Genomic DNA, 12,775 nt, shown 5'->3' with positions numbered 1-12,775 from the left:
ATTGATCATGGCGAAAAAAAAGTGGAAAAAGCAAAAGCGCAAGAATATCCGTTGGCCAGCAGTGGTTGCCGGTGTAGCAGTGATACTCTTAGCCTTTGTTTTTTCCTTGAAGAATCTGTCTTCTCCTTTTACTGATAATCAGCAAGAAAATGAAGCGCAATCCCATCAGCAATTTATTGAACGGCTTGTTCCGCATGCCCAAGAACTACAAGATGGTTATGGAGTGCTTCCTAGTATCATTTTAGGACAAGCTATATTAGAATCAAATTGGGGAAAAAGTACCTTGGCTAGCAAATACAATAATCTTTTCGGGATCAAGGCTTATGGGGATCAGAAGAAAGTAAGCCTGGAAACAAAGGAATTTGTTAACGAAGAATGGATAACTATCCAAGGAGACTTCAAAGTGTATGATTCATGGGAACAGTCCATGGATGACCATACACAACTGTTCGTCCAAGGAGTAGATTGGAATCCTGCGCTGTATGAAAAAGTGATTACGGCCACCAACTATCAGGAAGCCGCACAAGCATTGCAAGATGCAGGTTATGCGACAGACCCCGGTTATGCGCAAAAAATCATCCAGGTCATCGAGACGTATCAATTGAATCAGTATGACCGGAGATAGCAAAGGAGAAGTGGCTGATGGCAGAACAATTTACGCCAGAAATCATGACGGAATTGAGAAAAGATATCGTAAGAGTACCGGAAATCATTTTAGAAGCAAGCGGGATCAAGATATTTGGAAAATTGATCCGTTCGATCATCTTTACTACGGATATTGCAATCATACGTAATACAAATGCGAATGCAGTAATTGCTGTGTATCCTTTTACACCTCATCCAGCGATTACTAAAAGCATTATTGAGGCAGCTGACATTCCAGTTTTCTCCGGTGTAGGTGGTGGTTTGACACAAGGTGCTCGTTCTTCCTACATGAGCATGTTCGCAGAAGCGCAAGGTTCGTTAGGGGTCGTTTTGAACGGTCCTACGCCTTTAGAGACAGTAAAAGAAGTTTGTCGAGTAGTTGATATTCCAGTTATCAGTACGGTAACGTCGAAATATACAGAAATAGATGAAAAGTTAGCAGCTGGTATTTCGATTATCAATATCAGTGCAGGTAAAGAAACTGCAGACGCAGTACGCCATTTTCGTAAAAAATATCCTGAACTTCCTATCATTGCGACAGGTGGTCCAACGGAAGAAAGTATTGCTGAGACCATTCAAGCAGGAGCAAATGCCATCACATATACGCCACCAAGTAGCGGAGAGCTTTTTAGTCGTAAAATGGAAAAATATCGGGAAACTGAGAAAAAGAATCATGAATAACAGGTGAGAATCAAAAGACGAGGAAGAGCAGATAGTGGCTCTTCCTCGTCTTTTGTACTCCAGTACTATTTGTTCAGAATTCAAAAAAAAGAGAAATTTTTTTGTTTTTTTATCTGTAATGTACATAAGAAGAGTTAAAACCTTTTGTTATTATTAGCATTCTAACAAAAAAATGTCTTGATTTATTGAAGCGCTTTCTATAGAATGAAAAACGAATAAAAACTAAAAAAGGCACCCGACAATTTAATAGCAGCTAAATTGTCGGGGCTTGAAAAGTCAGCGGGAACTGACCAATCAAGTTGCCATAGTCAATGCTTGTGCATCGACGTGTATATTGTACCTAATTTCATACAGAATTACTAGTTATTTTTCTGTTTTTTAGGGAAGAGCGTACACGAAGAAGCATGCTTATTTAGCTATGTCAAGGACATTGGGCAGTTGTCTGATATCCTTTTTTCTTTGCGTAATTATCCTCCCATCATTGAAGCAAGAAGTGTTTTTAGCGATGAAAGAAGAATCAGCACTATCTAATTTTCCTTGAAAGTATTGAGTTGTTCATCCTAGGCAGAACGATAAGGCAAGTCTTGGTTTTTATTCCCCTTGAAAAAGATCGTTTAATAAATATGTTCTGTATAAAAATACAGTATATTGAAAAATAACAATGGAAGTAGAGGTGCAGAGAATGAAGAAAAGAATGAGAATCATCTTAGCTTTAAGTGTTATGTTATTCTTCTTGACGGCTTGTGGGCAAGAAGATGACAAAAAAATCACGCTGAACATGGCTTGGTGGGGTTCGCAAGTCCGACACGATGCAACAGTAAAAGTAATCGAGCTTTATGAAGAAAAAAATCCCCATGTGACGATCGATTATGAATTTTATGATTATGAAGGATATTACACAAAATTAGGTACACTAGCAGCATCAGATGATATCTGGGACATTTTCCAACTGAACAATCAATTTCCTCAATACATCAATCAGATTGAACCATTAGATGAATATGTGGAGCAAGGGATAATTGATATTTCTAATGCAGATGAATCCTATTTAGCAACGACGACTTACGATGGGCAATTAGTTGGACTGTCTAACGGGGTGAATTCGTTTGCGATTGCTTACAATAAAAATATATTTGAACAATTAAATATCCCTGAACCTGCTTCAAATTGGACATGGGATGAATTTGAACAAATCAGCTATCAAATCACTGAAGAATTAGGAATCTATGCTATTTCAAGATTCGAAGATTTTATAGCTGGCTGTATTATTCAAATACCACAAGTTGAGAAAGGATTGAATTTTTATAATCGGGAAGATCTATCTAACAGCTTGGGATTTGAAAATCCAGACTATCTAACAGATTTTTTCCAGCTGCGTAAAAATCTGGTAGACAAAGGTGCCCATCCGGAACCAGGTGGTGGAGCTGCAAGTACGACGGATCTGTCTTTTCAGGCGGTTAGGGATAGAGAAGCGGCAATGGTGTTTCTATCAAGTAACCAGTTGACAGAAATATTGTCAGGAGCGCCTGAAGATATGGAGATTCAGTTGATTAATCCACCTCGCAGAAAAGCAGATGGAGAATCTGGTATCCCTTTACGTTCTTCGCAAATGCTGAGTATGGCAAAAAGCTCAGCCCATAAAGAAGGAGCTGCTAAGTTTATTGATTTCTTTCAAAACAGTGAAGAAGCCAATGAAATTTTAAAAGGAGAACGTGGTGTGCCAATCATGTCGAATATTCGAGAACAGCTCGCTCGTGCAGATGATGCAACTTTGCAAGCGACATTTGACTATTTAGAAATGATTTCCGATATGGACAACGGCGAAGTGAATGTCTTTGATAGTGCTTTGAATCCGGAAATTCAAGACCAATACAATCTTTTAGTTGAAAAAGTCATTTATGAAGAAGTAACAGCAGAAGAAGCAGCAGAGAGTCTTTATGAGTTTGCGTCAAATATTCTAGGATAGCAGCAGGAGGAAGGCATGAAAAAAGAAAAACTAAAACGGTTCTTGGATCAAGACAATGTGGTCGGTTACGTATTTGCTTCTCCATTCATCCTAGGATTTCTATTGATAACAGTGATACCGATGATCTTGTCACTTTATTATTCGTTCACCGATTATCGTTTGGGAAATCCAGTCTCATGGATCGGCTTGGATAATTATATAAAGATGCTGAGTGATGCCCGTTTTTTGAACTCCATCCGAGTCACTTTTCTCTATGTATTTGCATCTGTACCTGTGAAACTGATCTTTGGTCTATTGATTGCTTATCTTTTAACGAGGAATATCAAAGGAACGACTTTCTTTCGTTCTTTGTATTATGTGCCTAGTTTGATCGGTGGCAGTATTTCTATCGCTCTAGTTTGGCGGGAGTTGTTTTCTAAAAACGGGTTAGTGAATATTTTTCTGGAACGATTAGGCGCACCTGCGCTTTCCTGGTTTAGCGATCAAAAACTGGTCATGATCCCTCTTGTTTTGATGTCTGCTTGGCAATTCGGTTCGGCAATGATCATCTTTGCTGCAGGTATCAAAGAGATCCCAGGCTCGTATTATGAAGCGGCAGAGATCGATGGAGCGAACAAATGGCAGACGTTTTACAAGATCACGTTACCTCTTCTTTCGCCGATCATTTTGTATAACTTGGTTATGCAGACAATCGCGGCGTTTATGACTTTTACGCAGGCATTTATCATTACCCAAGGTGGTCCGAATGATGCCACGAACTTTTATGCTCTTTATGTGTATAACCAAGCTTTTTCTTTTAATTCTATGGGGTATGCTAGTGCTATTTCGTGGATCATGCTGTTGATTATGGGAGCTGTCACCTTTCTGATTTTCAAATCATCAAAAAAATGGGTCGTTGTGTGAATGAGAGGAGGAAAAAATGAATAATACAGTAACGAAATGGTTTCAATACGATTTTATTTTGCTATTAGGTCTAGTCATGATTTATCCGGTCTTATGGATGATCGCAGGTTCTTTTAAAACGGATCAAGAGATTCTGAGTGGTTCGCTGAATTTGATTCCAGAGACTTTTCAATGGGAAAATTACGCAAAAGGATGGGCGGGGTTTGCTGGAATTTCATTTTTTACTTTCTTTAGGAATTCGTTTGTCATCTCTGCAGTTTCGACGATAGGGACAGTTCTGAGCTCGACTTGTATTGCTTACGCATTATCGAGAATTGATTTCAAAGGAAAAAGATTCTGGTTCGTCGTCATGTTAGTAACGATGATGATTCCTGCACAAGTGATTTTGATTCCGCAGTTTATTATTTACAATCGGCTGAATTTGGTTGGGACGTATGTGCCGCTGATTTTACCACATTTTTTTGGACAAGCATTTTTCATTTACCAGATCATGCAATTCATGGTCAGCATCCCCAAAGAGTTAGATGAATCAGCGATTATTGACGGATGCAGCAAGTATAGTGTCTTTACCAAAATTATTTTTCCTTTGCTGAAACCTTCGATCATCACGACGATCATCATCCAGTTTTATTGGAAATGGGACGACTTCATGGGACCATTGATTTATTTAAACAAGCCGAGATCTTACACGGTATCGATTGCCATCAAATTATTTGCAGATGCTGGATCTAGTACGACTTACGCGAGTATGTTTGCGATGTCTACGTTGTCGCTGCTACCGGTTTTTCTGATTTTCTTATTCTTCAATAAATATCTTGTCCAGGGGATCAGTACAAGCGGTCTGAAGGGCTGAATATGAAAAAGCCAATAGAAGAGATGTTTCTTTACAAGCTCAACTACTATTTCTGTCGGATTTTTTTAACCAGTCTTATCAGTAATGCTCTTTTCGCTTTAGTTCTAGGATGTTTGTTCACTTTAGGATTAGTGCTGTCTGCTCGTGTTGTCTATCTGATTTATTTTTTGATGATGTATCCTTCTTATTATCTATCTGTCCATTACTTGGCAGAAAAAAAGGTATGTTGGAGGAAAGAAAAAATCAAACGGATGTGTTTCATCATTACGTTGTTTCAGCTGTTTGTCATTATTTTTGCAGTTGATTGGTATTTATTAGTGGGAAAGATTGGAGCTTGGTATCTGATTCCTTTTCTATTGTGTCTGTTGCTTTTTGTATCCCATAGTTTTTTTAGTACGCTAATTGATATCTGCAAAGAAGATAAAGCAGATAGTCTTGTTTATTTGATCAAAAGGAATATCTGGCTGTTGTCAAAAAACGTCAAAGGGTTTCTGTGGTATTTATGCCTTTTGTATGGACTGTTCTGGTGTATACAGCATGATTTTTTACTCACTGCATTACTGTATCCAGGGCTGCCATTTGTCACAGTATTTTGCTTAAAAGAAAAGGAGAATGACTTTAAATGAAGAAAAAATATGTACAAGTCGGACTTGGTGGGAGAGCGCGTTTTTTTTATGAGGCAATTGCCTCTACGTATCATCAAACTTGTGAACTAGTCGGTTTTTGTGATGTATCTCAAACAAGGATGGATTATGCAAATCGGATACTTGTGAACAAGTATGGACAGAAAAAAGTAAAGACATGTATGCCATCACAATTTGAGCAACTACTGGATGACGTACGGCCGGCTGAAGTCATTATTACGTCAGTAGATCGAACGCATCATGATTATATCATTCGTGCAATGAAAAAAGGATATGATGTTATTTGCGAAAAACCTCTGACTATCGATGAGGAAAAAGCTCAAGAAATAATAACGGTCCAAAAACAGACGGGAAGAAGCCTGCGAGTCACTTTTAATTATCGTTATGCACCGTATCACACGAAGATAAAGGAACTGATAGAAAGTGATGTGATTGGTGATGTGTTTTCTATTCACTTCGAATGGCTGTTAAATACGCAACACGGGGCAGATTATTTCAGAAGATGGCATCGAAATAAGCACAATAGCGGCGGGCTTCTTGTTCATAAATCTACCCATCATTTTGATCTAGTGAATTTTTGGTTGAACAGCCGTCCCAAAAAGGTATTTGCATTCGGTGGATTAAACTTTTATGGGATGCATAATGCGGAGAAACGCGGAGTAGAAACATTTTACAGTCGATGCTATGGAAGAGAACTAGCTAAAGCTGATCCATTTGCTATAGACCTGTCAGCCAATGAGGAATTGCGAGAAATGTATTTAGAAGCAGAAAAAGACAGTGGATATATTCGTGACCGCAGTGTATTTTCCGATGATATCTCTATTGAAGATACACTAGGCGTAACGGTCAAATATGAAACTGGTGCGATTTTGACGTATTCGCTAAACGCGTATATGCCGTGGGAAGGATTCAATGTTTCTTTCAATGGCAGCAAAGGACGGATCGAAATGAAAGTGATCGAAAAGTCTTACATCAATGCAGGTGGAGATAAAAAGGATGAAGGAGCAGCCGTTCTTCAGTCCATCCATGTCTATCCGATGTTCGGTGAGCCATATGAGGTAATCGTCGAACAAGAAGCGGGCGGACATGGCGGAGGAGATACGCGTTTATTAGATGATCTATTTGGTGAAGAAAAAGAAGAAGATCCGTGGAATCGGGCAGCAACTCACGTAGATGGTATTTTGTCGATTTTGACAGGAATCGCAGCAAATCATTCTATTGCTTCAGGAAAAGCAGTAGTGATTGACGAGCTTGTCAGCTTAAAAGAATAAGAATAGATTTACGGAAATTACTTCCCGTAGTTTATAAAATCTTGCCTTATTGCCGATAGGCTGTCTTTTGAACACTATTTATTCGGAAAAAGGGGCTATGACATGCTTTTTGTCATGCCTTCTTTTTATGTGGGCTGCTTTTTTAGATAGGAGAAAATAAAAATAACTATTTAAACCCGAACAAAAAGGAATAATGCATTAAAAATCATTAGATTTTACAAAAAAATAAGTAAACCACGTTGTCAGTTTCAGAAAGTAGTGTTAGACTGTTTTCAATATTTGAAACAACATTTTTTATTCAAATATGGCAAACTGCCTTCACGTGCAAAACAGTTGCAAGAAAATGAATTTACACTATTATTAGTTTTACATACCTACTTATATATCGTCATAATATGGATGACAGTTTCTAGCCAGTACCGTAAATGCTGGACTATAAGTAAAAGATTGGCTATTTCACCCTTCTTTTCTTATGATAAAGTGGAGGGTGTTTTTCTTTAACAGAAACATAGTAGGTTTTTGCACAAAAGCGGTTATTTCGGTATTAATAAATGATAAAGGAGCAAATAAAGTGAAAGAATTAGTTGAACGTATTCAAAAAGACGGACGTATATTAGGCGAGGGCGTATTAAAAGTCGACAGCTTCGTCACTCACCAAGTAGACCCTGTATTGATGGAACAAATGGGAAAACGGTTTGCAGAAGTATTTAAAGAACAAGGAATCACGAAAGTTGTGACCATTGAAGCTTCTGGGATCGCACCAGCTTTATTTGCTGCAAAAGAATTAGATGTTCCAATGATCTTCGCTAGAAAAGCAAAAAGTTTGACGATGGATGAAGAATTATTGACAGCTTCTGTTTATTCTTTTACGAAACAAGTGACAAGTACGATTTCTATTTCTCGTAAATTCTTATCTTCAGAAGACAAAGTATTGATTATCGACGATTTCTTGGCAAACGGACAAGCGGCAAAAGGATTGATCGAATTATGCCAGCAAGCTGGAGCTCAAGTAGAAGGAATCGGGATCGTCATCGAAAAGTCTTTCCAAGATGGACGTCAGTTACTTGAAGAAATGGGATTGAGAGTCGTTTCTCTTGCGCGTATTGCTTCCTTGACGAATGGACAAGTTGAGTTTCTTGAGGAGGACGCATAATCGTGGAAAAAGAAACACAAAATGGAAAAGCTGCGGTTTTAGGGCTGCAGCATCTGCTAGCGATGTATGCAGGAGCAGTAGCGGTGCCTCTTTTGATCGGTACAGGACTAGGCTTTAATCAAGAACAGATGACTTATTTGATTTCAATTGATATCTTTATGTGTGGATTAGCGACATTATTGCAATTGACAGTTAACCGATTTTTCGGAATTGGCTTGCCTGTCGTTTTAGGATGTGCGATCCAAGCAGTAGCTCCACTGATCTTGATCGGAACCAATGAAGGAGTAGGAGCTATCTACGGATCTATTATCGCTTCTGGGATCTTTGTTGTGTTAGTTTCTGGTGTCTTTTCTAAAATTAAAAAACTATTCCCTCCTATAGTAACAGGAACGGTTATCACCGTTATTGGTTTGACTTTGATTCCTGTAGCAATCGAGAAAATGGGTGGAGGTAATGCAACAGCAGCTGATTTTGGTGACAAAACAAATCTACTACTTGCATTTGTGACGATTCTCCTAATTGTAGGCGTGCAAATGCTGGCAAAAGGGTTCATTCGTTCAATCGCGGTATTGATTGGTTTAGTCGGAGGAAGCATCTTAGCTGCTTTCATGGGAATGATTGATCTGAGCGCGATTGGAGATGCGCCGTTGTTCCATGTTCCACAACCCTTTTATTTTGGTAAACCAACTTTCGACGTATGGTCGATTTTACTAATGATCATCATTTCCATGGTCAGCATGGTAGAATCAACAGGTGTATATTTTGCACTTGGTGACATTACTGGGAAAAATGTTGGAGAAGAAGAATTGAAAAAGGGATATCGTGCAGAAGGACTTGCCGTTATCTTAGGCGGTATTTTCAATACATTCCCTTATACTGGCTTTTCTCAAAATGTCGGATTGGTTCAACTTTCGGGAATCAAAACAAGAAAACCCATCTATTTCTCTGCATTCTTCTTGATTGTTTTAGGATTATTCCCTAAAATCGGTGCGTTAGCACAAATCATCCCTGAGCCGGTACTTGGTGGAGGAATGTTAGTCATGTTCGGGATGGTGGCAGTCCAAGGAATCCGTATGCTGTTGGAAGTTGATTTCAGCAATGATAAAAATCTATTGATTGTTGCTGTTTCTGTTGGATTTGGGCTGGGTTTCAATGTTACGCCGACATTATTCAGTCAAATGCCGCAAACATTGCAAATGTTCACTGGAAATGGCATCGTAATGAGTAGCATTACGGCTATCATATTGAATTTGATCTTTAATGGATTGAAAAAAGATGAAGAAATATTGGAAGAAGCCTTCAAGAAGTAATAGAGCAAAAGAAAGGTTGTGAAATCAGCGTTTTGACCTGATTGTTAGAGAAACAAACGGAAAAATAGTTCCTCGTATTTTGCCGTTTGTTTGAGCTAATACCGAGGGTCAGCTGATTGAACACCGTTTATCCATAAAAAGGAATGTGACCTAACTTTTGTCACATTCCTTTTTTTCATCTTTAATAAACACGAACAATAAGATGTTTTTCTTTGTTAACATTCGAAATTTCTTTGACATCAAAAAATGTGATTGTTAAAATATGAATGTAGAAAAACTGGGAGGAAAAACAATGACAGCAAAAATCTCTGTGATTATGGGGAGTACTTCAGATTGGGAAACAATGAAAGAAGCATGTCAAATATTGGATGAATTCGGTGTGTCTTATGAAAAAAAGGTCGTTTCTGCTCATCGAACCCCAGATTTGATGTTTGAATATGCACAAAACGCTCGAAAAAAAGGAATCAAGATCATTATTGCAGGGGCAGGGGGAGCCGCGCATCTGCCGGGTATGGTCGCATCAAAAACAACTTTGCCGGTTATCGGTGTACCGGTCCAATCACGAACATTAAATGGTTTGGATTCGCTTCTTTCGATTGTCCAAATGCCTGGAGGAGTACCTGTAGCTACTACAGCAATCGGAAAAGCGGGAGCAATTAATGCTGGACTACTTGCGATACAGATGCTTTCCATGTATGATTTAGAATTGGAGGCTAAATTGGCTGAAAGACGTTCAATGTTGGCTAAAACTGTTATAGAAAGTAGTGATCAACTTGGTTAAACCTTTGTTGCCTGGTTCAACGATCGGGATCGTCGGTGGCGGTCAATTAGGTCGTATGATGGCGATTAGTGCAAAAGAAATGGGCTTTAAAGTAGGTGTGCTGGATCCTGTGAGCGATTGTCCAGCCGCACAAGTTGCAGATTGGCACATTGAAAGTGTCTATGATGACACCTTTGCGCTGAAAGAGCTTGCCAGAAGAACAGATGTCATTACCTATGAATTCGAAAATGTCAGTGTAGGGGCGTTAAATGCGATTTTACCCATGTCATTTATTCCTCAAGGGACAGACTTGCTTGCGATTACGCAAGACCGCCTGTTAGAAAAATCTTTTTTGGAAACGAACAACATCGTGATTGCTCCTTATGCAACGATCGTCAGTCCGACGGATATCCAAGATGCGATTGACGGGATTGGCTATCCTTGTGTTTTGAAAACCACTCGAGGCGGCTATGATGGCAAGGGGCAGTATGTTTTGAAAAGTCGGGCGGATCTAGCTCCTGCCATGGACCTTTTAAGAGAAGGAACCTGTGTTTTAGAAGCATGGATCCCGTTTGAAAAAGAGATTTCGATCATGGTGGCAGGAAATGGTCAAGGAGATTTCACGACTTTTCCGGTCGTGGAAAACATCCACCACAACAATATTCTTCATGAAACGATTGCTCCAGCCGCGATTGATCAGGATGTGATCGAGGAGGCTGAGCGTATTGCCCGTGTGATTGCAGAAGCAGTGAGCCTTTCAGGTGTTTTAGGGGTAGAAATGTTTTTAACAAAAACAGGCGGGCTATATGTGAATGAATTAGCTCCTCGTCCTCACAATTCTGGACATTATTCTATCGAAGCTTGTTCTATGAGTCAGTTCGATGCCCATATTCGAGGTATTTGCGGATGGCCATTAGGAGAAAAAGTGCGTCTGACAAGCAATGCAGTGATGGTCAATGTTTTGGGAGAACAACTGCTGGAAAGCTATCGCTTGATCGAGAATAAGCCAGACTGGCAATTTCATTTCTATGGAAAAAAACAAGCAAAAAAAGGTCGCAAGATGGGACATATCACTATCTTGACAGAAGATATCCAGCAAACGCTGGAAGAAATCAAACAAACGAATATTTGGGATTAGAGGAGAAAAAACATGTTAGAACGTTATACACGCCCTGAAATGGGGAATATCTGGACGGAAGAGAACAAATACCGTGCGTGGCTTGAAGTCGAGATTTTAGCAGATGAAGCTTGGGCAGAACTTGGTGAAATCCCGCAAGAAGATGTGAAAAAAATTCGTGAGCATGCATCATTTGATATCGATCGGATCTTGGAAATCGAAAAATCAACACGCCATGATGTCGTTGCGTTTACACGAGCGGTTTCTGAAACATTGGGAGAAGAAAGAAAATGGGTCCATTATGGTCTAACAAGTACGGATGTCGTAGATACTGCTTATGGCTATCTCATCAAGCAAGCAAATGATATTTTACGGGAAGACTTGAAACGTTTTACGGAAATCATTGGCGAAAAAGCAAAAGAACACAAATATACTGTGATGATGGGTCGGACACACGGTGTCCATGCTGAACCAACTACTTTTGGATTGAAACTTGCCACATGGTATTCAGAAATGAAACGGAACATCGAACGATTTGAACATGCGGCAAAAGGAGTAGAAGCAGGAAAAATCTCAGGAGCAGTGGGGACGTTCGCAAATATCCCGCCATTTATTGAAGAGTATGTATGTAAACAATTGGGGATCCGTCCGCAAGAAATCTCTACTCAAGTTCTCCCTCGGGATCTACATGCTGAATATTTCTCAGCGATGGCGCTTATTGCTACAAGTATTGAACGTTTTGCAACAGAGATACGCGGATTGCAAAAATCCGAAACACGTGAAGTAGAAGAATTTTTTGCGAAAGGTCAAAAAGGTTCTTCTGCTATGCCGCACAAAAGGAATCCGATCGGTTCAGAAAATATGGCTGGTCTAGCCAGAGTGGTGCGCGGACACATGGTCACTGCCTATGAAAATGTCACATTATGGCATGAAAGAGATATTTCTCATTCTTCAGCAGAACGAATCATCTTGCCTGATACCACGATTTTATTGAATTACATGTTAAATCGTTTTGGCAATATCGTTAAAAATCTAACGGTCTTTCCTGAAAACATGAAGCGGAATATGTCTGCAACATTTGGCTTGATTTATAGCCAGCGCGTTATGCTGAAATTGATCGATAAGGGAATGACAAGAGAAGAAGCTTATGATCTTGTTCAGCCAAAAACTGCGTACGCTTGGGACAACCAAGTGCAGTTCCGCCCGCTGTTAGAAGAAGATCCAACCATCACATCGGTATTATCAAAAGAAGAAATAGACGATGCCTTTGATTATCATCATCATTTGAAAAACGTTGACGTGATATTCAAACGAGTAGGTTTGGAATAAAGAAGAGTGAGTTGCAAAATTCAATTAAAATAGAATAGCAAAAATAACCAAAAAAGAAGCAGAGCCGTTAGCGGTTCTGCTTCTTTTAGTTTATTATGTTTTCTTATCAATGATAGGAACCTGACTTTAAAAGCGACATACTA

12 protein-coding genes and 1 riboswitch are annotated in these 12,775 nt (G+C 39.3%); all 12 genes read left to right on the top strand.

Annotation, left to right across the window (positions count from 1 at the left end):
* The first annotated feature begins 7 nt into the window (after nt 1–7).
* The gene (locus MKX69_RS07325) at nt 8–625 is read left to right on the top strand and encodes a glycoside hydrolase family 73 protein (protein ID WP_002295461.1); all 618 of its coding nucleotides are present in this window, start codon (nt 8–10) and stop codon (nt 623–625) included.
* Nucleotides 626–642: 17 nt separating this feature from the next.
* Nucleotides 643–1,326, top strand: a complete 684-nt coding sequence (locus tag MKX69_RS07320) for a hydrolase (RefSeq protein WP_002331840.1) — start codon at nt 643–645, stop codon at nt 1,324–1,326.
* Between the two features lie 682 nt (nt 1,327–2,008).
* The gene (locus MKX69_RS07315) at nt 2,009–3,292 is read left to right on the top strand and encodes an ABC transporter substrate-binding protein (RefSeq protein ID WP_341009557.1); all 1,284 of its coding nucleotides are present in this window, start codon (nt 2,009–2,011) and stop codon (nt 3,290–3,292) included.
* A 15-nt stretch (nt 3,293–3,307) separates the two neighbouring features.
* A complete protein-coding gene (locus tag MKX69_RS07310) occupies nt 3,308–4,195 on the top strand; it encodes a carbohydrate ABC transporter permease (RefSeq protein ID WP_002295465.1) in 888 nt (295 codons plus the stop codon).
* 16 nt (nt 4,196–4,211) lie between these two features.
* A complete protein-coding gene (locus tag MKX69_RS07305; RefSeq protein ID WP_341009554.1) occupies nt 4,212–5,048 on the top strand; it encodes a carbohydrate ABC transporter permease in 837 nt (278 codons plus the stop codon).
* A gap of 2 nt (nt 5,049–5,050) precedes the next feature.
* Nucleotides 5,051–5,674: a hypothetical protein gene (locus tag MKX69_RS07300; RefSeq protein ID WP_002324684.1), complete on the top strand. Its 624-nt coding sequence runs from the start codon at nt 5,051–5,053 to the stop codon at nt 5,672–5,674.
* Nucleotides 5,671–6,963, top strand: coding sequence for a Gfo/Idh/MocA family protein (locus MKX69_RS07295; RefSeq protein ID WP_341009552.1), 1,293 nt, complete (start codon nt 5,671–5,673; stop codon nt 6,961–6,963). Before MKX69_RS07300 ends, MKX69_RS07295 begins: the two co-directional genes overlap by 4 nt.
* A gap of 358 nt (nt 6,964–7,321) precedes the next feature.
* Nucleotides 7,322–7,419: riboswitch (purine riboswitch) on the top strand.
* A gap of 115 nt (nt 7,420–7,534) precedes the next feature.
* On the top strand, nt 7,535–8,116 hold the full coding sequence (locus tag MKX69_RS07290) for a xanthine phosphoribosyltransferase (RefSeq protein ID WP_002306871.1): 582 nt from the start codon (nt 7,535–7,537) through the stop codon (nt 8,114–8,116).
* Nucleotides 8,117–8,118: 2 nt separating this feature from the next.
* Nucleotides 8,119–9,426, top strand: a complete 1,308-nt coding sequence (locus MKX69_RS07285) for a nucleobase:cation symporter-2 family protein (RefSeq protein WP_002295470.1) — start codon at nt 8,119–8,121, stop codon at nt 9,424–9,426.
* A gap of 292 nt (nt 9,427–9,718) precedes the next feature.
* Nucleotides 9,719–10,207 carry a 5-(carboxyamino)imidazole ribonucleotide mutase gene (gene purE, locus MKX69_RS07280; protein WP_002303771.1) on the top strand — a complete coding sequence of 163 codons (489 nt, stop codon included), beginning with the start codon at nt 9,719–9,721 and terminating at the stop codon, nt 10,205–10,207.
* On the top strand, nt 10,200–11,324 hold the full coding sequence (gene purK / locus MKX69_RS07275) for a 5-(carboxyamino)imidazole ribonucleotide synthase (protein WP_341009548.1): 1,125 nt from the start codon (nt 10,200–10,202) through the stop codon (nt 11,322–11,324). The genes purE and purK overlap by 8 nt, the downstream gene beginning before the upstream one ends.
* Nucleotides 11,325–11,336: 12 nt before the next feature.
* Complete coding sequence (gene purB / locus MKX69_RS07270; protein ID WP_002306865.1) at nt 11,337–12,632, top strand: adenylosuccinate lyase; 1,296 nt, start codon at nt 11,337–11,339, stop codon at nt 12,630–12,632.
* The last annotated feature ends 143 nt before the right edge of the window (nt 12,633–12,775 follow it).

The organism is Enterococcus sp. FSL R5-0957 (genome assembly GCF_038008005.1).
GTDB classification, from domain to species: domain Bacteria; phylum Bacillota; class Bacilli; order Lactobacillales; family Enterococcaceae; genus Enterococcus_B; species Enterococcus_B faecium.
Note: the sequence above shows the minus strand (reverse complement) of the source record. Positions and strands in the feature narration are given on the sequence as shown.

Bases quoted from the DNA above. Each gene is read 5' to 3' on its own strand.
- purE (WP_002303771.1), top strand. From the start codon at position 9,719: ATGACAGCAAAAATCTCTGTGATTATGGGGAGTACTTCAGATTGGGAA.
- MKX69_RS07310 (WP_002295465.1), top strand. From the start codon at position 3,308: ATGAAAAAAGAAAAACTAAAACGGTTCTTGGATCAAGACAATGTGGTC.
- MKX69_RS07320 (WP_002331840.1), top strand. From the start codon at position 643: ATGGCAGAACAATTTACGCCAGAAATCATGACGGAATTGAGAAAAGAT.
- purB (WP_002306865.1), top strand. From the start codon at position 11,337: ATGTTAGAACGTTATACACGCCCTGAAATGGGGAATATCTGGACGGAA.
- MKX69_RS07305 (WP_341009554.1), top strand. From the start codon at position 4,212: ATGAATAATACAGTAACGAAATGGTTTCAATACGATTTTATTTTGCTA.
- MKX69_RS07325 (WP_002295461.1), top strand. From the start codon at position 8: ATGGCGAAAAAAAAGTGGAAAAAGCAAAAGCGCAAGAATATCCGTTGG.
- MKX69_RS07295 (WP_341009552.1), top strand. From the start codon at position 5,671: ATGAAGAAAAAATATGTACAAGTCGGACTTGGTGGGAGAGCGCGTTTT.
- MKX69_RS07315 (WP_341009557.1), top strand. From the start codon at position 2,009: ATGAAGAAAAGAATGAGAATCATCTTAGCTTTAAGTGTTATGTTATTC.
- MKX69_RS07300 (WP_002324684.1), top strand. From the start codon at position 5,051: ATGAAAAAGCCAATAGAAGAGATGTTTCTTTACAAGCTCAACTACTAT.